The sequence below is a fragment of the Ferrimonas sp. genome, from assembly GCF_048263965.1.
GTDB lineage: Bacteria > Pseudomonadota > Gammaproteobacteria > Enterobacterales > Shewanellaceae > Ferrimonas.
Window position 1 is genome coordinate 106,403 of the sequence record NZ_JBLXDO010000003.1, and the last position, 22,055, is coordinate 128,457.

18 protein-coding genes and 1 riboswitch are annotated in these 22,055 nt (G+C 59.9%); of the genes, 11 read left to right on the forward strand and 7 right to left on the reverse strand.

Features of this window, described 5'->3' with window-relative positions; all coding sequences use genetic code 11:
• Positions 1-5 precede the first annotated feature (5 nt).
• From ACN0RV_RS04700 to ACN0RV_RS04720, 5 genes are all read left to right on the forward strand, one after another.
• Positions 6-788 (forward strand): enoyl-CoA hydratase-related protein, encoded by a 783-nt coding sequence (locus tag ACN0RV_RS04700; protein WP_417346034.1) that lies wholly within the window; start codon positions 6-8, stop codon positions 786-788.
• A complete protein-coding gene (locus tag ACN0RV_RS04705; RefSeq protein WP_417346036.1) occupies positions 788-2,740 on the forward strand; it encodes an acetyl/propionyl/methylcrotonyl-CoA carboxylase subunit alpha in 1,953 nt (650 codons plus the stop codon). The genes ACN0RV_RS04700 and ACN0RV_RS04705 overlap by 1 nt, the downstream gene beginning before the upstream one ends.
• Entirely contained in the window at positions 2,740-3,645 is a 906-nt protein-coding gene (locus ACN0RV_RS04710) for a hydroxymethylglutaryl-CoA lyase (RefSeq protein WP_417346038.1), read from the forward strand. Before ACN0RV_RS04705 ends, ACN0RV_RS04710 begins: the two co-directional genes overlap by 1 nt.
• A complete protein-coding gene (locus ACN0RV_RS04715) occupies positions 3,642-5,588 on the forward strand; it encodes an acetoacetate--CoA ligase (protein WP_417346040.1) in 1,947 nt (648 codons plus the stop codon). Before ACN0RV_RS04710 ends, ACN0RV_RS04715 begins: the two co-directional genes overlap by 4 nt.
• 332 nt (positions 5,589-5,920) lie before the next feature.
• Positions 5,921-6,850 (forward strand): LysR family transcriptional regulator, encoded by a 930-nt coding sequence (locus tag ACN0RV_RS04720; protein ID WP_417346042.1) that lies wholly within the window; start codon positions 5,921-5,923, stop codon positions 6,848-6,850.
• Positions 6,851-6,971: 121 nt separating this feature from the next.
• Here ACN0RV_RS04720 and ACN0RV_RS04725 read toward each other — a convergent pair whose 3' ends face one another.
• The 4 genes from ACN0RV_RS04725 to ACN0RV_RS04740 form a co-directional block, all read right to left on the reverse strand.
• Complete coding sequence (locus ACN0RV_RS04725) at positions 6,972-7,550, reverse strand: thymidine kinase (protein ID WP_417346044.1); 579 nt, start codon at positions 7,548-7,550, stop codon at positions 6,972-6,974.
• Between the two features lie 135 nt (positions 7,551-7,685).
• Complete coding sequence (locus ACN0RV_RS04730; protein ID WP_417346046.1) at positions 7,686-9,269, reverse strand: Na+/H+ antiporter NhaC family protein; 1,584 nt, start codon at positions 9,267-9,269, stop codon at positions 7,686-7,688.
• Between the two features lie 89 nt (positions 9,270-9,358).
• A riboswitch (Lysine riboswitch) is annotated at positions 9,359-9,556 on the reverse strand.
• An 89-nt stretch (positions 9,557-9,645) separates the two neighbouring features.
• Complete coding sequence (locus tag ACN0RV_RS04735; protein ID WP_417346048.1) at positions 9,646-10,572, reverse strand: FAD-binding protein; 927 nt, start codon at positions 10,570-10,572, stop codon at positions 9,646-9,648.
• Complete coding sequence (locus tag ACN0RV_RS04740; protein WP_417346050.1) at positions 10,572-11,321, reverse strand: electron transfer flavoprotein subunit beta/FixA family protein; 750 nt, start codon at positions 11,319-11,321, stop codon at positions 10,572-10,574. The genes ACN0RV_RS04735 and ACN0RV_RS04740 overlap by 1 nt, the downstream gene beginning before the upstream one ends.
• Positions 11,322-11,632: 311 nt before the next feature.
• On the opposite strand from ACN0RV_RS04740, the gene ACN0RV_RS04745 reads away from it, so the two are divergent.
• From ACN0RV_RS04745 to ACN0RV_RS04760, 4 genes are all read left to right on the forward strand, one after another.
• Positions 11,633-12,031: an H-NS family nucleoid-associated regulatory protein gene (locus tag ACN0RV_RS04745; RefSeq protein ID WP_417346052.1), complete on the forward strand. Its 399-nt coding sequence runs from the start codon at positions 11,633-11,635 to the stop codon at positions 12,029-12,031.
• A gap of 848 nt (positions 12,032-12,879) precedes the next feature.
• Positions 12,880-13,245, forward strand: coding sequence for an Rcs stress response system protein RcsF (gene rcsF / locus ACN0RV_RS04750; protein WP_417346053.1), 366 nt, complete (start codon positions 12,880-12,882; stop codon positions 13,243-13,245).
• Positions 13,235-13,942: a tRNA (N6-threonylcarbamoyladenosine(37)-N6)-methyltransferase TrmO gene (gene tsaA, locus ACN0RV_RS04755; RefSeq protein ID WP_417346055.1), complete on the forward strand. Its 708-nt coding sequence runs from the start codon at positions 13,235-13,237 to the stop codon at positions 13,940-13,942. The genes rcsF and tsaA overlap by 11 nt, the downstream gene beginning before the upstream one ends.
• The gene (locus tag ACN0RV_RS04760) at positions 13,939-14,547 is read left to right on the forward strand and encodes an acyltransferase (RefSeq protein ID WP_417346056.1); all 609 of its coding nucleotides are present in this window, start codon (positions 13,939-13,941) and stop codon (positions 14,545-14,547) included. The genes tsaA and ACN0RV_RS04760 overlap by 4 nt, the downstream gene beginning before the upstream one ends.
• A 30-nt stretch (positions 14,548-14,577) precedes the next feature.
• Here the strand turns inward: ACN0RV_RS04760 and ACN0RV_RS04765 are convergent, their stop codons facing one another.
• A complete protein-coding gene (locus tag ACN0RV_RS04765; protein WP_417346058.1) occupies positions 14,578-16,155 on the reverse strand; it encodes a diguanylate cyclase in 1,578 nt (525 codons plus the stop codon).
• Positions 16,156-16,348: 193 nt separating this feature from the next.
• On the opposite strand from ACN0RV_RS04765, the gene ACN0RV_RS04770 reads away from it, so the two are divergent.
• Positions 16,349-18,064 (forward strand): proline--tRNA ligase, encoded by a 1,716-nt coding sequence (locus ACN0RV_RS04770; protein WP_417346059.1) that lies wholly within the window; start codon positions 16,349-16,351, stop codon positions 18,062-18,064.
• A 43-nt stretch (positions 18,065-18,107) separates the two neighbouring features.
• Here the strand turns inward: ACN0RV_RS04770 and ACN0RV_RS04775 are convergent, their stop codons facing one another.
• Positions 18,108-18,734 carry a TetR family transcriptional regulator gene (locus tag ACN0RV_RS04775; RefSeq protein WP_417346060.1) on the reverse strand — a complete coding sequence of 209 codons (627 nt, stop codon included), beginning with the start codon at positions 18,732-18,734 and terminating at the stop codon, positions 18,108-18,110.
• 211 nt (positions 18,735-18,945) lie between these two features.
• Here ACN0RV_RS04775 and ACN0RV_RS04780 point away from each other — a divergent pair, with 211 nt between their 5' ends.
• Positions 18,946-20,160, forward strand: coding sequence for a patatin-like phospholipase family protein (locus ACN0RV_RS04780; RefSeq protein WP_417346062.1), 1,215 nt, complete (start codon positions 18,946-18,948; stop codon positions 20,158-20,160).
• Here ACN0RV_RS04780 and ACN0RV_RS04785 read toward each other — a convergent pair.
• Entirely contained in the window at positions 20,069-22,018 is a 1,950-nt protein-coding gene (locus ACN0RV_RS04785; protein ID WP_417346064.1) for a cation:proton antiporter, read from the reverse strand. The genes ACN0RV_RS04780 and ACN0RV_RS04785 overlap by 92 nt on opposite strands.
• Positions 22,019-22,055: the final 37 nt, after the last annotated feature.

A 22,055-nucleotide genomic window follows, 5' to 3' on the forward strand; every position in this document is an offset into this window, starting at 1 on the left:
AGCCCATGGAGTTTCAGTATCTGACCCTGAGCCGCCAGGGCGGCGTCGCCCGACTGACCCTGAACCGGCCGGACAAACACAACGCCTTTGGCGACACCATGATCCAGGAGCTGAACCAGGTCCTGAACCATCTGGCCAAGGAGCCTCCCACGGTGCTGGTGCTGGCCGCCAACGGCAAGCACTTCTCCGCCGGCGCCGACCTGGCATGGATGAAGAGCCAGGTGAACCTGGATGAGCAGAGCAACATCCGCGACGCCAGGGAGCTGGCCAGGCTGATGCACACACTGGATCGCTTCCCCAGCCCCACCCTGGCGCTGGTGGACGGCGCCGCCTTCGGCGGGGCGTTGGGACTGATCGCCTGCTGCGACATCGCCCTGGCCTCCCCCCGGGCCCGCTTCTGCCTCTCCGAGGTGAAGCTGGGACTGATCCCCGCAGTGATCAGTCCCTTTGTCGCCCGCGCCATGGGCCAGCGTCAGGCCCGGCGCTTCATGCTCAGCGCCGAGCAATTCGACGCCGACACCGCCTTTCGTCTGGGGCTGGTGCACCAGGTGTGTGATGACCTGAGCCGCGACGGTGAGGCGATGATCACCACCCTGACCGGCAATGGCCCAAAAGCGATGCAGGCCTGCAAGGCGCTGTTGCACACCATAGAACAACACCCCTTCGATGAAGCCCTGGCGCAGCTGACCGCCGAGGCCATAGCCCGCATCCGGGTCTCCGCCGAAGGGCAGGAGGGCTTGGGCGCCTTCTTCGACAAGCGTCCCCCCAGTTGGCAAGGAGAGAATTGATGCTGACCAAAGTACTGATCGCCAACCGGGGCGAGATCGCCTGCCGGGTGATTCGCACCTGCAGGGAGATGGGCATCGCCACCGTGGCGGTCTATTCAGAAGCCGACCGCGGTGCCCAGCATGTGCTGATGGCCGACGAAGCCCTGCTGCTGGGGCCGGCTCCGGCCATCGAATCCTACCTGCGCGGCGACGCCATCATCGAGCTGGCCAAGGCCCACGGTGTGGACGGCATCCACCCCGGCTATGGCTTCCTCTCTGAGAACCCGGGGTTTGCCCGGGGCTGTGAGGCCGCCAGCATCCGCTTTATCGGCCCGGGCGCCGACGCCATCGACAAGATGGGCTCCAAGAGTGCCGCCAAGGTGATCATGGCGGACGCCGGCGTGCCCATGCTGCCCGGCTACCACGGCGAGGATCAGAGCGATGACTGCCTCACCAAGGAAGCCACCCAGATTGGCTATCCCCTGCTGGTCAAGGCCGCCTTCGGCGGCGGCGGCAAGGGGATGCGCATCGTCAATCAGGCCGGTGAGCTGGCCGAGGCCCTGGCCACCGCCCGCCGGGAAGCCGCCTCCGCCTTCGGCAACGATACCCTGTTGCTGGAGCGTTACCTGTCGGCCCCCCGCCATGTGGAGGTACAGGTCTTCGCCGACTCCCAGGGGAGCTGCGTCTACCTGTCTGATCGGGACTGCTCCATCCAGCGACGCCATCAGAAGGTGGTGGAAGAGGCACCGGCTCCCGGCCTGAGCGACGCCCTGCGCAAGGAGATGGGGGAGGCCGCCTGCCGTGCCGCCCTGGCCATCGATTACGTGGGCGCCGGTACCGTGGAGTTCCTGCTGGATGAGCAGGGACGCTTCTACTTTATGGAGATGAACACCCGATTGCAGGTGGAGCACCCGGTTACCGAGATGGTCACCGGCCAGGATCTGGTGGAGTGGCAGCTGCGGGTGGCCGCCGGCGAGCCACTGCCCCTGAGTCAGTCTCAGATCCAGGTGACCGGTCACAGCCTGGAGGTGCGCCTCTACGCCGAGGACCCCCAACGGGAGTTTCTGCCCGCCACCGGCACCCTGACCCGCTTCCAGGTGCCTGGCAGCCTCCGTCTGGACAGCGGCGTAGTCGCCGGGGACAGCATCAGCGCCCACTACGATCCGATGATCGCCAAGCTGATCACCTATGGTGACAACCGTAACCAGGCCATTGCCCAGATGGTCCGTGGCCTGCGCCAGGCGCAGCTGGCAGGAGTCACCAGCAATCTGGCGTTCCTGGCCCGCATCGTCGCCCACCAGGACTTCAGAAACGCGGTACTGGACACCGGCTTTATCGAGCGCCACTACGATGCCCTCACCCGGGCGGACGATCTGCGCCTGCGGGCGGCCATCGCCGCCGCCCTGGTGGCCAGCCGTCCTGATGTGGAGCACTCGCCCTGGCAGAGCGCCGTCGGCTTCCGCCTCAATCAGCGCGCCCATCTGGGCCACCAGCTGGAGGATGAACACGGCGAGCGTTACACCCTCAACCTGAAGGGCGAGTGGCCCGCCTTCACCCTGACTCTGGATGACCAGGAACATGGTGTGGTGGCCGCTCTGGATAACCAGCAGATCCGCATGGAACTGGATGGTCACCTGTGTCACTGGCCCTATGAACGCTGCCACGAAGCGATCACCCTGTTTCTGCCTGACGGTCCCCTGCGCTTTACCCAGGTCCGTCATGGCACCCAGGCCGACGACGAAAGCGGCGAAGACTCGCTGAAGGCACCGATGAACGGCACCATAGTGGCGCTGCTGTGCGACCTGGAGCAGCAGGTGGAAGCGGGGCAATCCCTGCTGGTGATGGAGGCGATGAAGATGGAGTACACCATCACCGCCCCCTACGCCGGCAAGATCACCGCCCTGCCCTTCTCCCCTGGCCAGCAGGTGAGCGACGGCGTCTCCCTGGTGGCCCTGGAAGCGGTGGAGGAGTGATGAGCCAAGCAAGAATCGTTGAAGTGGGGCCCAGAGACGGCCTGCAGAACGAAGCGGGCGTCACCCTGGCGCAGCGCATCGCCCTGGTGGATGCCCTGAGCCAGACCGGCCTCAAGGAGATAGAAGCGGGCAGTTTCGTCTCCCCCAAGTGGGTGCCGCAGATGGCGGACGCCGACCAGCTGTTCTCCCGCATCAACCGCCAACAGGGGGTGCGATACAGTGCCCTGACCCCCAACCTCCGCGGGCTGGAATCGGCCCTGAGCGCAGGGGTGGACGGTGTGGCCGTCTTCGGTGCCGCCTCGGAGAGTTTCAGCCAGCGCAACATCAACTGCTCGGTGGCCGAGTCCCTGGAGCGTTTCCAACCAGTGATGGCCGCCGCCCGGGAAGCCAATGTGCCGGTGCGCGGCTACGTCTCCTGTGCACTGGGTTGCCCCTATGAGGGCGAGATCCCGGTGGCCAAGGTAGTAGAAGTGGCACAAACCCTCTATCAGATGGGCTGTTATGAGATCTCCCTGGGAGACACCATCGGGGTTGGCACTCCGGCCAAGGCCAAAGCCATGGTAGCGGCGGTGGCGCAGCAGGTCCCGGTCTCGGCCCTGGCCCTGCACTTCCACGACACCTATGGCCAGGCCCTGGCCAATGTACTCGCCTGCCTGGATCTGGGCATCACCACCTTCGACAGTGCCGTGGCTGGCCTGGGTGGCTGCCCCTATGCCGCCGGCGCCTCCGGAAACCTGGCCAGCGAAGATCTGGTCTACATGTTGGAGGGGATGGGCATGGACACCGGGGTCGACCTGGATGCCCTGGTGCTGGCCGGGGAGCAGATCTGCCGCAGCCTGGACAAATCCCCCACCAGTCGGGTGGCCCAGGCCTGGCTGGCCAAACACAAGGAGAAACAGGGATGAGCACAAGTCCATTGTGGCAACCTTCACCAGCGCGGCGCGGTGCCACCCAGATGGAGCAGTTCCGTCAGGATCTGAACCGGGATCTGGGGCTGACACTGGCCGACTATGACGACCTGCATCGCTGGAGTGTCGACAATCCCGGCCCCTTCTGGCGGGAGATCTGGCAACGATTCGGTGTTCAGGGCGAGATGGGCGAGACCCTGCTGACCGATGCCGACAAGATGCCCGGGGCGCGCTTCTTCCCCCAGGCCAGGCTCAACTTTGCGGAGAACCTGTTGCGTTACCGGGATGACCGCATCGCCCTGGTCTACCGCGACGAAGCCACCAACCGGGTCGCCCTCTCCTACAACGAGCTCTATCATGAGGTGGCTAGGCTGGCCGCCCATCTGCGCAGCCTGGGCGTGGTGGCCGGTGACAGGGTGGCCGCCTTTATGCCCAACCGCATCGAGACCGTGGTGACCATGCTGGCAGCCGCCAGCCTGGGGGCCACCTTCAGCTCCTGCTCACCGGACTTCGGCTTCAACGGGGTACTGGACCGCTTCGGCCAGATCCGTCCCAAGGTCCTTATCGGTGCCAGTGGCTACCGCTACAACGGCAAGGTGATCGATTGCAGCGACAAGCTGACCCGGATCGCCGGGGCCATCGACTCCCTGGAGCAACTCATCGTCGTGCCCGCGTTCGACACCACCGCAGAGGTCGACTCTCCCCTGGTGCTCTCCTGGAGCCAGGCCCTGGCCAACGACGCCCGGACTCTGTCGTTTGAACCCCTGCCCTTCGACCACCCCCTGTATGTGCTCTACTCCTCCGGCACCACAGGCAAGCCCAAGTGCATCGTCCATGGTGGCGGCGGCACCCTGCTGCAGCACCTCAAGGAGCACCGGCTGCACACCGACCTTCGCCGGGAGGATGTGCTGTTCTACTTCACCACCTGTGGCTGGATGATGTGGAACTGGCTGGTCAGCGGCCTGGCGGTGGGCGCCACCCTGGTGCTCTACGATGGCAGCCCCTTCGCCCCAGGTCCCGAAGTGCTGTGGCAGCTGACGGAGCAGGAGGAGGTCAGTATCTTTGGCACCAGCGCCAAGTACATCGCCGCGCTGGAGAAGGCGGAGTACTTCCCCGCCCGTCACCACAGGCTGGACAACCTCAAGGCCCTGCTGTCTACCGGGTCGCCCCTGGCCCATGAAGGGTTCGACTTTATCTACAAAGAGATAAAGCGGGAGCTGTGCCTGAGCTCCATCTCAGGAGGCACCGACATCGTCTCCTGCTTTGCCCTGGGCAACCCGGCCAAGGCGGTCTACCGGGGACAACTGCAGTGCCTGGGGCTGGGCATGAAGGTCCAGGTGTTTGATGAGCAGGGGCAGGCGCTCCAGGGTGAGAAGGGCGAACTGGTGTGCACCGCCCCCTTCCCCTCCATGCCTGTGGGCTTCTGGGGAGATGAGGACGGCTCCCGCTATCACGACGCCTACTTCGCCCGCTTCGACAATATCTGGGCCCATGGCGACTACGCCGAGACCACTCCACAAGGGGGCCTCATCATCCACGGCCGCAGCGATGCGGTACTCAACCCCGGCGGAGTGCGCATCGGCACCGCAGAGATCTACCGTCAGGTGGAGAAGGTGGAGCAGGTTCAGGAGAGCCTGGCCATAGGCCAGCAGTGGCAGGATGACGTTCGGGTGGTGTTATTCGTGGTGCTTAAGAGTGGATTACAGTTGGACGATAGGCTGAAGCACACCATCTGCCGCACCATCCGCGCCAACACCACCCCTCGACATGTGCCGGCAAAGATCATTCAGGTGTCAGAACTGCCCAAAACTTTATCAGGCAAACTGGTGGAACTGGCGGTTCGAAAAGTGGTGCATGGCGAAGCGGTCAACAACACCGACGCCCTGGCCAACCCGGACTCACTGAAACAGTTCGTCAACATCCCAGATCTGACCAGTTAACACCAAAAACGCGGCCATTACCTGAACTTAACAGGGGTGGCCGCATTTTTCCTATTCCCATCAAAAACTTATACACTAAGTTAAGCTCAAAATGAGTAAAATTAGGGGGTAAAGCAATCATAACTTAAAATGCTTTTTTAATAAAAACATGTAATAAAGCCCCTCTTAAATCAACCGCTTAAAGTTGCAAATGAAAAGTGTGAACTGCCACCTAAGCTGATCTATTGCGCAAATTCGTTACCGCATGTTAGATTCCGCGCCCAGATAGTTATCAAAAATTGACTAAGATTCACTAACAAGACGAAATTAGTTTTATTAACTCGGAAGGTGCCATGCCAGTTTTAATGCGGGACTTTGATTCCATCGATATACGGCTGCTGATCGTCTTCCGCGCCGTGGTGTTCACCGGGAGTCTGAGCAAGGCTGCTCGCAAGCTCTCAGTGACCCCAAGCGCCGTCAGCCAGTCACTGTCCAAGCTGAGTAAGTACTTCAGCCACCCCCTGTTCACCCGTACCAGCAATGGTCTGGAGCCCACCGACTTTGCCATGGAGCTCTATGGTTACGTCAACTCCGCCCTGGATCTGCTGCAAGATGGCGTGGAGAGCCTGAGTGACTTCGACGCCGCCAACAGCAAACGTCGTTTTCGTATCGCCGCCAACCACATCCTGGACCTTATCGTGCTGCACCCGCTGGCACGCCGGGTAGAGTCCTTTAACAACCAGTTGAAGATTACCGTCAACAACCTGGTTGAAGAGGAATCCAAGATCATCGACAGCCTGCAGATCGACAACAACGATCTCTGCCTGGTGGCCCTTAAAGTGGACATGAAGTCCATCATTCAGGAGAAGCTGCTGGAGGAGGAGATGGTGGTGCTGGGCTGCAGAAACAACCCGCTCACCAAAGAGGTGATCGACATGGACACCTATCTGTCCCAGCGTCACGTTCGTTACGCCGTGGGCCAGATTGGCTACAAGATGGGCAACGCCCTCAACCTGGGCTATGTGGATGAGCGTGAGGTGTTCCTGGACACCAATAACCCCTTCAATGCCATGATGATGGCCCAGGAGAGCGACTCTCTGGTCACAGTGTCACGCTGGTTGTGGGAGAAGTATGGCCGTCAATTCGACCTGGCCGAGGTAAAGACCTCCTTCGACATTCCCAAGGTCCCCCTCTACCTGACCTACCTGAAGAAGATGGAAGACAGCAAGGCCAACCGCTGGCTGCGTGACCAGGTCAAAGAGACTCTCAGCAAGATTCGCTAATCTCTCCGCAGGAAAGGACTCCTGCCCTCCCCATCCAGTCCCATTCCCCCCACTCTCATTTCGAAAAGCAGCAGAAAAAGAAACAGCAGCCGAAGCTGCCGTGTCTCATTGTGTCTGAAGCTCAGTCCCAGGCCAGTTCCCTGTAGTGGGTACGGCACATGGAAACATAGCTGTCATTACCGCCGATATGCACCTGGTCGCCACTGCGAACCGGCTTGCCTTCCCCATCCATACGCACCACCATATTGGCTTTACGGCCGCAGTGACAGATGGTTTTCAGCTCCACCAATTTGTCGGCCCAGGCCAACAGATAGTGGGAGCCTTCAAACAGCTCTCCCTGGAAATCGGTACGCAGGCCGTAGCAGAGCACCGGGATATCCATCTTGTCCACCAGATAGGTCAGTTGACGCACCTGCTCCTTGGTCAGGAACTGGCACTCATCAACCAGCAGACAGTTGACCGGCTGCTGCTCATTGCGCTCCTGAACCATCGCCAGGAGGTCATCCTGACGGCGGTAGATCAGCGCATCCGAAGAGAGGCCGATACGGGAGGTCACTTTGCCAACCCCGTAGCGGTCATCCAGACCAGCGGTCATCACCAGTACCTCCATGCCGCGCTCGCGATAGTTGTACGCAGATTGCAGCAGAGAGGTGGATTTGCCGGCATTCATCGCCGAATAGTAGAAGTAGAGTTGAGCCAAAATTCTTCCCCCTGAAAAATTCTCGCACAGTCTAACCAAAAGGCCGGATCTGAACCAGAGTGGACTGCCGGAAACTGTGCGCCGGCTCGCCGCACACACAATGAAATGAGCCCCGCTTAGCGGGGCTCATCATCTTTACTGGGTTACTGCCGTGGCACGATTGGGCGCACACAGGCGTCGCAATACCAGCACCACCAGTAACAAACCCAGAGTCGCGGCGCCAAAGCCCAGGACAACCGAACCTGTGATGCCCAGCACCAGGTAGCCCGCCAGAGAGATCACCGCCGTCAGCACCGCATAGGGCAACTGAGTGGTCACGTGGTCAATGTGGTGACAGCCTGCACCTGTGGAGGAGAGGATGGTGGTGTCAGAGATGGGCGAGCAATGATCGCCAAACACCGCCCCGGCCAGCACAGAAGAGAGCATGGGCAGCATCAGCGCCAGATCAACCGCCTCCGCCATGTTGGCGGCGATGGGCAACATGATGGCGAAGGTGCCCCAGCTGGTGCCGGTGGCGAAAGCGGCAAAACCACTCAGGACAAACAGCAGTGCCGGCAGGGACCAGGCGGGCAGGTTGCCCTGGGCCAGAGACGCCATGTACTCACCGGTGTTGAGATCGCTGATGATGCCGGCAATGGTCCAAGCGAACAGCAAAATGTAGATGGCAGGCAGCATCGACTTGGTGCCGCTGATCACCGCCTTCACCATATACCCCACGGGCACGCCCTGCATCAGGCTGAACATCAGGGTAAAGATCACCCCGGCCAGGCCGGAGTAGAACAGGGACCAGGCCACATCGGTGTTTTCGAAAGCGCCGATCAGGCTGAAGGCTTTGCCATCGGCGGCCAGGGCCTGGTTGCCGGAGAACAGCATCAGAGCCACGGTGATGGCGATCAGGAAGCCGATGGGGGCCACCAGGCCGGCCACCCGGCCGTTGTCCGCTTCAGGCAGATCCAGCTCCTCACCTGGGGGCACGCCGCGTGACTCCTCCCACAGCTGACCGGCACGGGCACGTTGCTCGGCCCGAGCCAGGGCACCGAAGTCCAGGCCAAAGTAGACCACCGCCAGCAGCAGCAGGAAGGCGAAGATGGCGTAGAAGTTCATGGGAACCATCTGGATAAAAGCGCTCAGGTAACCGATTTCCGTCATGCCATGGGTGGTGAGCAGGCCACCAATCAGGGCGATGATGTACGCCCCCCAGGAGGAGATGGGGGAGATCACGCAGATGGGCGCCGAAGTGGAATCGATGCAATAGGCCAGCTTCTCCCGGGACACCTTATAGTGATCGGTCACCGGTCGGGCTACGGACCCCACCACCAGGGTGTTGAAGTAGTCATCGATGAAGATCACCACACCCAGCACCATGGTCATCAGCTTGGCATCACGTCCAGAGCGAATCCGCTTGCGGGCCCAGGCGGCAAAAGCCCGGGTCGCGCCGGAGACGGAGATCAGGGCAGTCATGATCCCCAGTAGCACCAGGAACCCAAGGGTATAGAGGTTCCAGGCGGCGGGCGCCCCATCGTCCCACACCAGGGTCAGGGCGCGGCCAGAAAGCTCGGACAGCGCCGCCATGGGCGAGAACTCTACCAGCATCAGGGTACCCAGCAGGATGCCCAGCCCGAGAGAGAGCAAAACCTTGCGGGTCATAATCGCCATCCCAATAGCAACCAGGGGAGGCAGAAGAGAGAGTGCCGAATCGGCGTAACTAATTAAGGCCATCGTTATCTTATCGTTGTGGATTAGCGATGGAGGCAACTGACACGACTGTGCGTCGAGGGAGGGATATGCAGAGAATTGAAACCCACCTTCCTTTCAGTAGCGCTCCATAGTAAAAAAGCATCCGAGTTCCTCTCGGAATTTACTATGGCAGTGCTGCTCCTGTTAAAAGCAGCCCCAGCGACCAGGGATGATGCCCTGCCCACTTCGGCATCGACTCCTTTCCACCGGCGTCGTCGGGTATCAACCTCGACCGGCGTACTGATAGGCGATGCGCCTCTACCTAAATCGGTACTCGCAAAAAGCGAAGGCGGCATTCTAACCGCAAGTGTCCCTCACTTGTCCGGCAGATGCCGCCATAATGTGAGTCAAGTCACATTTATAACAGTTCCGTGAGCTTAGGAACAGCCTCAAACAGGTCTGCTTCCAGGCCGTAATCGGCAATCTGGAATATAGGCGCGTCCGGGTCCTTGTTGATCGCTACGATCACCTTGGACTCCTTCATGCCCGCCAGATGCTGAATGGCGCCGGAGATCCCCACGGCAATGTAGAGATCCGGAGCAACGATCTTACCTGTCTGGCCCACCTGCAGGTCATTGGCCACAAAGCCTGCGTCCACAGCCGCCCTGGATGCACCGATGGCGGCGCCCAGTTTGTCCGCCAGCTGTTCGATCAGGGCAAAGTTCTCGCCGCTGCCCAGTCCACGGCCACCGGAGATCACCACCCGTGCCGCACCCAGTTCTGGGCGCTCGGACTCAACCAGCTCCTCACCGACAAACTGAGTCAGCTCGTTCGCCTTGACGCTGTCCAGAGCATGAATCTCGGCCGGAGCCTGCTCAGCCACCGCATCAAAGGCACTGGTGCGAATGGTCAGCAGCTTTTTCTCATCCAGGCTCTGCACCGTTGCCAGGGCATTGCCCGCATAGATAGGACGAACGAAGGTATCGTCAGATTCGATGGCAATGACATCGGAGTGCTGAGCAACATCCAGCAGGGCCGCAGCCCGAGGCAGCATATCTTTGCCCTTGGCACTGGCGGCGGCCAGAATGTGGCTGTACTCGCCAGCCAGTTCCACCACCAGGGCGGCCACAGGCTCCGCCATCTGATGGGCGTAAGCCGGGTTGTCCGCCACCAGCACCTTGGTGATGCCGGCAAGCTTGGCGCCCTGCTCCGCGGCGGCCGTTGCCTTATCGTCGGCCACCAGCAGATGAAGGTCCTGACCCAGAGCCGAGGCGGCACCCACCACCTTGGCGCAATCGGCACTCAGGCCCTGCTTGTCTACTTCTGCAATAATGAGGATCGCCATTACACCACCTTCGCTTCATTCTTCAGCTTATCCACCAGCTCTTCCACTGAGCCCACCATGATGCCACCGCTGCGCTCAGCGGGCGCAGCCACCTTCAGCGTCTTCTGATGAGACCCCAGCTGCAGCTCAAAGTCCGCCACAGTCACTGTCTCCAGAGGCTTACGCTTGGCCTTCATGATGTTGGGCAGGGAGGCATACCTGGGTTCATTGAGACGCAGGTCCGCTGATACCACCGCCGGCAGCTTCACGTTCAGGATCTGAATCCCACCATCTATCTCTCGGGCCACCTTAATCTGGTCACCCTCCACTTCCACACTGGAGGCAAAGGTCGCCTGACCCATACCGGCCAGTGCCGCGGTCATCTGAGCGGTCTGGTTGTTGTCGCCGTCAATAGACTGCTTGCCAAAGAGCACCAGAGAGGGCTGCTCCTTATCAATCACCGCCTTGAGCACCTTGGCAACAGAAAGAGGCTCCAGAGCATCATCATGCTCCACCAGAATCCCTCTGTCGGCGCCCAGCGCCATGGCGGTCCGCAGCTGCTCCTGAGCCACCTTGGGCCCAATTGACACTGCAATAATCTCATCAGCGTGGCCTTTCTCCTTCAGCCTTACCGCTTCCTCTACTGCGATCTCGCAGAAGGGGTTGATCGCCATCTTCAGATTGGCCAACTCGACATCGGTCTCGTCTGCCTTAACCCTTACTTTTACATAGGGGTCGACCACCCGCTTAATGGGAACCAGAATCTTCATAGTACGTCCTTTGTTGAGCGCCGGAATCGACTTTGCCTAACACTGCCCACCACTCTAATTACTGTTGACGTTAACGTCAACCTGAACCAAGGTCGCAGGGCACCGATGAAGCGGCGAATCCGCCTCAGGTGAGATTCCAATGACTTTTAAAAAGGAAGATGAACTTTAACAAAAGTAAAATGTCATCATTTGGGAATGCAAAACTCTATTTAAACCCTAAATTATTCGGAATATTTTGCAGACAAGTAATATTTTGCATGCTAGTCTAAACACTGATCTATTTGCACACTCATATTTAGGTTGATTCAACGATGGCTGATTTCCTCGAAATTTTGACTCACGGTCGCCGCTTGAAGGCTCAAGTTAAAGAGCTGGAGCTGGATGAACTGAAAGACGTAATTGCTAAACTTCAAAAGATTGCCGATGAGCGCGAAACTGAAGCTGAAGCTGAAGAAGCTGCTCAAGCCGAGCGTCTGGCGAAAATTGAAGCAATTCGTAAGCAACTGGCCGAAGATGGTATTAGCGTAGATGAGCTGAATGCTCTGGAAGGCGCTTCTCCTCGTCGCAAACGTGCTCCTCGCCCTGCCAAATACCAAATTGAAGTAGATGGCGAGATGATTACCTGGACCGGTCAAGGCCGTACCCCTAAGGCAATCAAGGAAAAGCTGGACCAAGGTCACTCTCTGGAAGAGTTCCTGATCGAGCAATAAACTCGAGTTTCCTGAAAAAGCGGTCGCCATAGGCGGCCGTTTTTTTATGCCTGTTGGAAATAGAGGCTACTGTATCACTTACTGATATAAACTATTCCTCCAGGGCATAAGGGATCTCACACCGCCCCGCCAGCAATATGATAAAAGCTTTTACAATCATGCACTAACACTATGTCCGCAGGCCCTTGTCCAACTATTGCCCTAGCCATATCCCTAACCCAAGTGTATAACCGCCGGTCCACTACCCCCTTGAGACATTCTCCTCACCTGCAGAAGATATGACATTTCAATTGCGCAGATTGAGGCGGGATAAAAGCGAAGCTGAATTTAAGCTGAATATACAATTGCGCCAGCCGTGATATCGAAGAATAGAAACCTTTGATAACCAGGTGTCACCACTCAGCTGGTCTTTATTGAGCTCGACAAGGTCAGAATGACCCTTTCAATTCAGCATTTTTGTGAGCCATTGTTGAGCATGACCCAACACCAGCCGAGCCGACAGAGCTCATGCCATGGGTATTTCTACACTCTTTTTAAGGCTGGGGCGATTTCGAAGTAACCAAATGTTAACTCCCGGTCTCTATAACAGGAGGTATATGCTCCGGGCCCTTTAACCTATCCAATAACTCATAGGTTAATGCTGCCGAACTCCGGCGGCCCTTCTTTGTCATCTCGTCCGAACAACTAGGACAACAATCTGGTCAAATTTACACCAGCATCGAAATCAATCTGGCCGAAGAAGAGTTATAAGTGGGTATTATATTTCGCCCCGAGGCCGCCTCTTACTTTCTCAGGCCACATATACGCTGTGTTACACTAAAGCGATAAAAGTGCCAAAGAGATCCCCCATGAGACACTCCATCATCGCCACACTCCTGTTACTTGGTGGCTGCAGTGCCAACTTCGAGTTCAACAGCAACTTGGACTCCGAGGCTACCCGAGACTATTTCAAAGCAGGTCAGGTTGCCCTGCATCTGGGCGAGACACCGCCCCCGGGTAAAGACCTCGGTTGGCTGGAAGCCACCAGCTGCCAACAGCGACAGGCGGACCCCGCCGCCAGCCCTGCGGATGCCAGAACCCAACTGCGCCGCAAAACGGCAGAGCTGGGGGGCAATGCCCTCTGGGTAAGCCGATGTGTGTCACTGCCCGCTGATGACCACTGTCTCTCCGCCATCACCTGCTACGGCCAGGCTTTGCAACAACATGAAGATTGAGATTGAACCTGTCGCCATCTGCCGCTCCCCCTATAAGCAGAAATTTGCCATTCCCCGCCAACCGCGACTGGTGCCCGCAGCCGTCGGTCGGCTGGAGCTGCAGGGGGAGTGCAACAACCCCGATCTGCTCAGAGGGCTGGAGCAGTTCGATACTCTTTGGCTGATCTTCGCCTTCCACGAGAACCTGGCTCAAGGGTGGAAGCCGACGGTTAGACCTCCCAGACTGGGCGGCAACACCCGGGTCGGGGTGTTCGCCACCCGGGCCACCTTCAGGCCCAATGGCCTGGGGTTGTCAGCGGTAAAACTGAAAGGTATCGGCCAGCACAAGGGGCAACACTACATAGAGGTAGAGGGGATTGATCTGCTGGATGGCACCCCCATCTACGACATCAAGCCCTATATTCCCTACTCCGATGCCTTGCCTGACGCATCGGGAGGCTTCGCCCAGGAGGCGCCCCCCTCCATGACCATGGAGGCCAGCCCTCAGGGCAGCGCAGCCCTGACAAGGGCCGAAGCGCTCTGTCCCGGCTTTACTGAACTGGCCTCTCAAGTGCTGGCCCAGGATCCCCGTCCCGGGTACAAGAGGGAGGAGGGGGAGCGCATCTATGGTGTCCAGTTGCATCAGTTTGATCTGCGCTGGCAGGTAAAAGGGGGTCGCAACCTGGTGGTGGATGTGGTCCCAGTGGAGAGTTCATGAGCGAGCGTTACCGGGAGCAACACAAGCGGCGCCTGAACTGGATGCCCTGGCTCTACTACCGCCTCAAGCCCAAACACCTCGAGTGGGCCCGTCCCTGGCAACAAGCCCTGCAACAGGAACTGGAATCGATGGAGAGCGTCAGCTTTGGCCAGGAGTGCTTTCTCGCTGAAGAGTGTGCCATCTTCGCCGAACCCGGCAGAGAGGTGAAGATCGGTGACCGCTGCATGCTGGCCACCGGCAGCTTCCTTCATGGTCCCATTACCCTGGGAAACGAGGTAAGCATCAACCACGGCTGCAGCCTGGATGGTGGACGGGCGGGCCTGACCATCGGCGATCAGAGCCGCCTGGCCAATAACGTCAGCATCTATGCCTTTAACCACGGCATGGAGCTGGATCGTCCCCTCTACCAGCAGGGGGTCAGCTCCAAAGGGGTCACCATAGGCAAGGATGTGTGGGTCGGCGCCAGGGCCAGCATCGTCGACGGCGTTACCATTGGCGATCACGCTGTGGTCGGTATGGGGGCGGTGGTCACCCGGGATGTCCCCCCCTATACCAAGGTGGCGGGCAACCCGGCCCGCATCATCGGCGACCGCCGGGATCCCTGACCACACTCCGGAAACCCTGCCTCGCGCAGATTAGCCCAGACTCAGGTCTCCGCGCTCCTGGTTGTGATAGGCCACCTGGTTGCGCCCCTGGCTCTTGGCCTTATACAGTGCCTTGTCCGCCAGCTCGAAGAACTGCTCCGGAGTCTGGTCCACCTCAGGCACCACGGTGGCCACCCCGATGCTGATGGTGACATAGCCACAGATGTCCGACCCCTCATGGGGAATCCCCAGGGCCTCCACCATGGCTCTGAGGCTGTCGGCAAACTTCACCGCCTTACGCCCGGTTTCAGGCAACACGGCGGCAAACTCCTCACCGCCATAGCGGGCCAGCAGGTCTCGGGGCCGATTAAGCTGACTGGAGAGCATGCGGGCGATCTTCTTCAGCACCCTGTCCCCGGCCAGGTGGCCATAACGATCGTTGTAGTTCTTGAACAGATCCACGTCGATGACAAACAGGGTTACCGGCTTGCCGGTACGGCGGGCACTCTCCCACTCCTGGCTGAGCCAGGTATCAAACTGGCGGCGATTGGCCACCTGAGTCAGACCGTCAGTGAGACTCTGTCGGGTCAGTTGCTGGTTTACCCGGTTCAGCTCTTCGGTACGAGCCCGGACCAGGGCTTCCACTTCATGGTTTCTGCGGCGCATCTGCCACAGCATGCCACCCACGGCCAGCATTGCCATGGAGCCGCCCAGCCCCACCACATAGGGCGCCAGGCTGCGTTTGGCCGCAAAGAACTCGCCGTTGGCCATGGCCACCAGCTCCCAGCGACGCCCCGCCAGCCCGTCGAACACAAAGCTCTGAGTGCGATCCCCGACCGACACCGGATGCGGTGGCGCCCCCATCAGCTGGCGACGTGTGTCGCCTGTGGTGTCCCAGATCTGAAACTCAATGTTGGCACGCTCCCCGTCCAGGACCAGATCATGCAGCAGCTCCTCCACCTGGAACACCCCCAGCAGGTAGCCCTTAAGCAGTTTGCTGCGGCTGGCATCGGTCAGAGGCAGGCTGTGATAGATGGGCACCACCGCCATCACCACCTTGCCATAGGAGACATCCATGGCCATGGGAGACAGCAGCAACTCACCGGCTCCCATCGCCTGGGTCAGCACGCCCATCAGTTGAGGATCCTGACTGAGATCCATCCCCAGGCGCGACTCGTTACCACTGAAAGGGCGAAGATAATAGACGGGGAAGTATTCATTGCGGCGCTCGGCCACCACCCGCTGGCCTAGGGAGGATTCGGTGAAGCTGAAATCGGGAAAGCGGTCGCGCATCGCCAGTTCCATCTGCTCGCGCTCCTTGTGGGCCACCCGCGGCACCCACTCCAGCGCCTTGATCTCCCGCTGCCGGGCGAGGATGCCATCGGCCACCATCTCAAACTCGTCGGCGGTGACGTTGGTGCTGCCCTGATACAGGGTAGAGAGGTAATTGAGCACCGACAGCGAGGAATCGATGCGCCACTTTATCTGTCTGGCCTGATTACTGGCGTAGTGATCGAACTCCCTCTCCAGGGTGTACTGCTCTGTCTGGTAAAGGCGAAACGCCAACCAGGTCATCGACAGTACCCCGACCAGCACCAGACTGGTGATACCCCACCGTTCACTCTTCATTGCCACTCCGTCGGGCCTGAGATCCTTTAACAATTATTCCATACGAAACAACCAATAATCATCAATATATTACATCAGCCTGATGATCCGGCTCTTTAAGTATCCCAGAGTTGCTCTCAAAGCGCAGCCCGAGTGACACCTGGGGCTCAGGACTGATAGACTATCGGCCTCTTTATTTTTACGGACATTATCGATGAGAACCAGTCGTTACCTGGTCTCCACCCTGAGAGAGACCCCCTCTGATGCTGAAGTGATCAGCCATCAGCTGATGTTGCGCGCCGGCATGATCCGCAAACTGGCTTCCGGGCTCTACACCTGGCTGCCTACTGGCCTGAAAGTGCTCAAGAAAGTTGAAAACATCGTGCGCGAAGAGATGAACCGCGCCGGTGCCGTGGAAACCCTGATGCCCATGGTTCAGCCCGCGGACCTCTGGCAGGAGACCGGCCGTTGGGACGACATGGGTCCCGAGCTGCTGCGCATCAAGGACCGCCATCAGCGCGATTTCGTCCTGGGCCCCACTCACGAAGAGGTGATCACCGATATCGTTCGCGATGCCGTGAAGTCCTACAAGCAGCTGCCTCTGAACCTCTACCAGATTCAGACCAAGTTCCGCGATGAAGTCCGTCCACGCTTCGGTGTGATGCGCTCCCGTGAGTTCCTGATGAAGGATGCCTACTCCTTCCATCTGGACCAGGAGACCATGGACGAAACCTACCAGGCGATGTATCAGGCCTACTGCCGCATTCTGGAACGCATGGGGCTGGAGTTCCGTCCAGTACTGGCGGACACAGGAGCCATCGGTGGCAGCCACAGCCACGAATTCCAGGTTCTGGCCCAGAGCGGTGAGGATGCCGTGGTCTTCTCCACCGAGAGTGACTACGCCGCCAACATCGAAAAGGCGGAAGCCCTGCCTCTGGGTGAACGTGGTGAGCCCGGCCAGGAGATGACCCTGGTGGACACCCCGGATGCCAAGACCATCGAACAGTTGGTGGAGCAGTTTGACCTGGCCATCGACAAGACCGTTAAGACCCTGATCGTGCACGCCAGCGACGAGTGCGATGCCAAACTGGTGGCACTGATGGTTCGCGGCGATCATGAGCTGAACGAAGTCAAAGCGGAGAAGCTGCCTGAAGTGGCCACCCCGCTGCAGTTTGCCACCGAAGAGGAGATCCGCGATGCCATCGGTGCCGGTCCTGGCTCCCTGGGTCCCGTGGATCTGAAGCTGCCCCTGATCATCGATCGCTCCGTGGCCACCCTGAACGACTTCGGTGCTGGCGCCAATATCGACGGCAAGCACCACTTCGGCATCAACTGGGAGCGCGATGTCGCCCTGCCCCGTATCGAGGACCTGCGTAACGTGGTAGAGGGTGATAACAGCCCCTGTGGCCAGGGCGTGCTGAAGATTGCCCGGGGCATCGAAGTGGGTCACATCTTCCAGCTGGGTACCAAGTACTCCGAGTCCATGAAAGCCACCGTGCTGGATGAGCAGGGCAAGGCCCGTCCGCTGATCATGGGCTGCTATGGCGTGGGCGTCTCCCGCATCGTCGCCGCAGCCATTGAGCAGAACCATGACGACAGAGGCATCATCTGGCCCGCGGCCATCGCCCCCTTCCAGGTGGTGATCGTGCCGATGAACATGCACAAGTCACACCGGGTTCAGGAAACCGCAGAGAAGCTGTACGAAGAGCTGACTGCGGCAGGCATCGACGTGCTGTTCGATGACCGTAAGGAGCGCCCTGGTGTGATGTTCGCCGACGCCGAGCTGATGGGCATCCCCTACTCAGTAGTGATTGGTGAGCGCGGCATCGACGCCGGCAACCTGGAACTGAAGAGCCGGGCCGACGGCAGCAAAGAAGATGTAGCCATGGGCGCCGTTCTCGAAGCGGTTCAGGCCAAGCTTCAGGGCTAACAGCCTCAAGCACAAAAAAGGGTTGGCATTGCCAACCCTTTTTTTATTTCAATCGCTCCGGAGCACTGACTGCCCGCTCCACCCCCTGAATCAGCTCGCGGAAGATCTTCTCCTTATCCAGCTCGACGGTACACTTGCGCGCACCGCACACCAGCTGCACCATGCCACCGTGCAGGGTATGGAACAGGGTAAAGGCGGCTTCGATGGACATATCCGGGTGCAAAGCCCCCTGCTCAGAGGCCATCTTCAGCGCCTGATACATATGGGAATCTTCCTGGCAGTGCATCTCGTCGAGCTTTTCCGCAAGCTCCGGCACCTGCTCCGCCTGGCGATAGAGCATCATCACCTGTTTGAGAATCGACTCGGTGTTCAGCTCCAGCCAGAACGTGTGGCTGGCCTGGAGCAGACAATTCAGGGGATCGGCCCCCTCCTCGGTCATGGAGTGCCACAACCGCTCCGCTTCGGGAGTAATAGAGCGTTCAAACAGGGCATGCAGCAGATCGGCCTTGTCTTCGAAGTGCCAATAGATCGCCCCCCGGGTCATCTCGGCGTCGGCGGCAATCTGCGCCAGGGTGGTTTTGGCCACCCCGTTTTCACAGAACAGCTTCATCGCCGAATCCAGCAGTTGCTGGCGGGTCTTCTCCGCCTCTGCCTTGGTTTTTCGCGCCATGTATCAGGCCTCCTCTGGGTCTGCAGACCCCTCATCCGGCGATACAGCTCTGACCGTCGGAAGGTAAAGAATGGCGCAAATTATACCTACACTTAAGTTTGTATCAATGCGGTTATACCGTGAACTATACTTAACTCACTGCATCATAATGTAAATCAATGATTCTCTGTGGATTATCACACTCCACCACCTTAAGGGAGGCCAAGGCTCCATGAGGCCGTCGCAACAGACACAGAACCGGGCCCTGCAACTCAGCGGAGGAGGCAGCCGGGCCGCCTATCAGGTAGGGGTGCTTAAGGCGATCGCCAGCTTCTACCCGAGAAACCACGGCCTGCCCTTCCCCATTCTCTGCGGCACCTCGGCGGGCGCCATCAATGCGGCAACCCTGGGGTGTCACGCGGGCTCTTTTCACAAGGGGGTCAGGAAGCTCGAGTGGATCTGGCGAAACTTCCGCAGTCAGCAGGTATACCACGCAGACCTCTGGCCCGCCTCCAGGCACCTGTTGCGTCAGGTGTGGCGCCGCAAAGACCCCCAGTTGCCTCCCAGCCTGTTGAACAATCAGCCCCTGCGAGTCCTGCTTGACCGGGTCCTGCCCCTTGAAAAGCTGCAACGCCACATCGATACCGGCCACCTGAAAGCCCTGACCGTGGCCGCGTCCAGCTACGCCCACCCCTGCTGCATCAACTTCTATCAGGGGCAGCAGAACCTGGCCCCCTGGCAGAGGTTCCGCCGCCGGGGTCAGGTGGCTCAACTGACTCTGGATCACCTGATGGCCTCCTCGGCCATCCCTCTGGTGTTCCCGTCGGTGGCCATCGATGGCGAGCACTTTGGCGATGGCGCCATCCACCAGCTCTCCCCCTTAAGTGCCCCCATTCACCTGGGCGCGGAGCGGATCTTCATCATCAACCTGGAGAGCCCGACGGACAAACACCCCGTGCCCCATCCCCCCAACAGCGGCCGCATCACCGGTCACCTGCTGGACGCGGTGTTTTCCGATGCCCTGAGTTCGGATCTGGAACGGGTGGCGCGGATCAACGCCTCCCTGGCGCTAATCCCCCCGGAGCGCCGGGTGATGCAGCCACTGCGCACCGTGGAGACCCTGACCATCAAGCCGTCGGAAAACCTGGATGCCATCGCCCTGAAGCACTATCGTCGCCTGCCCAGGGGCGCCCGTACCCTGCTGAAGCTGATGGGGGTGGATGAGAACCGGGAATCGAGCCTGCTGAGCTACCTGATGTTCGAGTCTGAGTACTGCCAGGAGTTGATGGAGTTGGGTTACCGGGATGCCAGCGCCCAGCAGCAGCAATTGAAGATCTTCTTTGAGCTGGAGGAGTTTAAGGCCCCTCCAGCAGCGCCCGCTCCGCCAGCTCCACCTGATGAGGCGTCCCCATCAGCAGCAGCACATCACCCCGCTGCAGGCGGGTAGTGGGGACAAACTCCAGGGCCACCCCCTCCCGCTTGAGGCCATCCAGTTGCACCCGCCAGTGATTCAGCGGTAACTCCACCACGAAGTGGCCCACCGCCCAGGCGTTGTCTGACAGGGTTACCGCATGCAGCAGCTCCCGCCCCTGCACAGGATCGGTGCCACCGAAGAATCCATGGAGCATGCGATAGCGGTCGCGCCGCTCCCGCTCGATGCGCAGCAGAATACGGGGCAGAGGCACCCCCAACTGATACAGCACCTGGGACACCAGCATCAGGCTGCCCTCCAGGCTCTCAGGGATCACCTGGTCGGCCCCCGCCAGCTCCAGGGCTTCGAGGGTGGCATCATCCCGGGTACGCACCAGGGTGCGGATATGGGGGGCCATCAGCTTGATGCAATCCAGCAGGTTGAAGATGTCGCGGCGATTGTCGAAGGTAACCACCACCAGCCTGGCCCGGTGCAGTCCCACCTCCTTGAGAATATCCTGGCGTCGGCCATCACCAAACACCACAGGCTCACCGGCGGTCCTGGACTCACGCACCCGGATCGGGTCGAGGTCCACCGCCACGAATGGCATCTTCTCCCGCTTGAGGAAGCGTGCGATGGTCTGCCCCACCCGGCCGTAGCCCAGCAGCACCACATGATCCTGGGTAGCCAGTTCAGGGGCTTCCGGCTCCTCACCAAACAGCTGCTCCCTCTGTCCCAGCACCCGCTTGGCCAGCACCAGACAGTTATCCACCATGAAAGGCGTCAGCGCCATGGAGATCACCCCGGTGGCCACCAGCAGGTTGGCCAACCCCTGTTCCATCACCTGCCATTTCATCGCCAGGGCGATCAGCACGAAGCTGAATTCGCCCACCTGAGCCAGGCAGATGCCGGTGGCCAGGGCGTCCTTGGTCTTCTCACCGGTAAGGGTGGCCAGCATCCAGATGATCATCGCCTTGGCCAGCATCACCACCGTCAGCAGGCCCAGCAACAGGGGCAACTGATCCCACAGCAGAGACAGGTCCAGCAGCATGCCCACCGACACAAAGAACAGCCCCATCAACAGGTCGCGAAAGGGGCGGATGTCCGCTTCCAATTGCTGGCGATACTGGCTTTCACCCAGCAGCATTCCCGCAAGGAAGGCCCCCAGGGTCATGGAGAGCCCCAGGGAGAGGGTGACAAAGCCTGTGGCCAGGGCCACCGCCAGGGTGGTCAACAGGAAGAGTTCATCGGAGCGGGAACGGGCGACCTCATCGAAGATCTTTGGCAGAAGGTAGCCCCCCAGCCCCAGCAGCAGTACAAAGGCGATGGTGCCCTTGAGCAGCGCCCAGGAAAGCTCCATGGCCAGGGCCACACCGCCACTGTCGGAGCCCAGGAGGGGGATGATGATCAGCAGAGGGATCACCGCCAGGTCCTGGAACAGCAACACACTGACAGAAAGCTCGCCATGACGGCGGTTGATCCAGCCTTGCTCATCTAGCTGCTTGAGCACAATGGCCGTCGAGGAGAGGGCGATGGCACCGCCACAGACAAAGGCCGCCCGCGGATCCAGCCCCATGCCCCAGGCAAGGGCGAAGGTGCACCCCAGGGTAACCGCCACCTGGGCGCTGCCCAGACCAAATACCCGGGCGCGCATGGCCCACAGGCGAGGCAGGGAGAACTCCAGCCCCAGGGAAAACATCAGGAACACTACGCCGATCTCGGCCACCAGGGCGATCTGGTCACTCTGTAACCAGTTGAACCCCTGGCTGCCCGCCAGGCCCCCGGTGATCAGCCAGGCGAGGATCACCGGCAGCTTCAGCCGCCGGGTGATCACCAGTCCGGCAATGGCCACCAGTGCCAGTAATAAGATGGGGGTCAGACCGCCGTGATCCATGGGTATCGCCTCTCCTCCTGAAAGTCTGCTTGGTGGA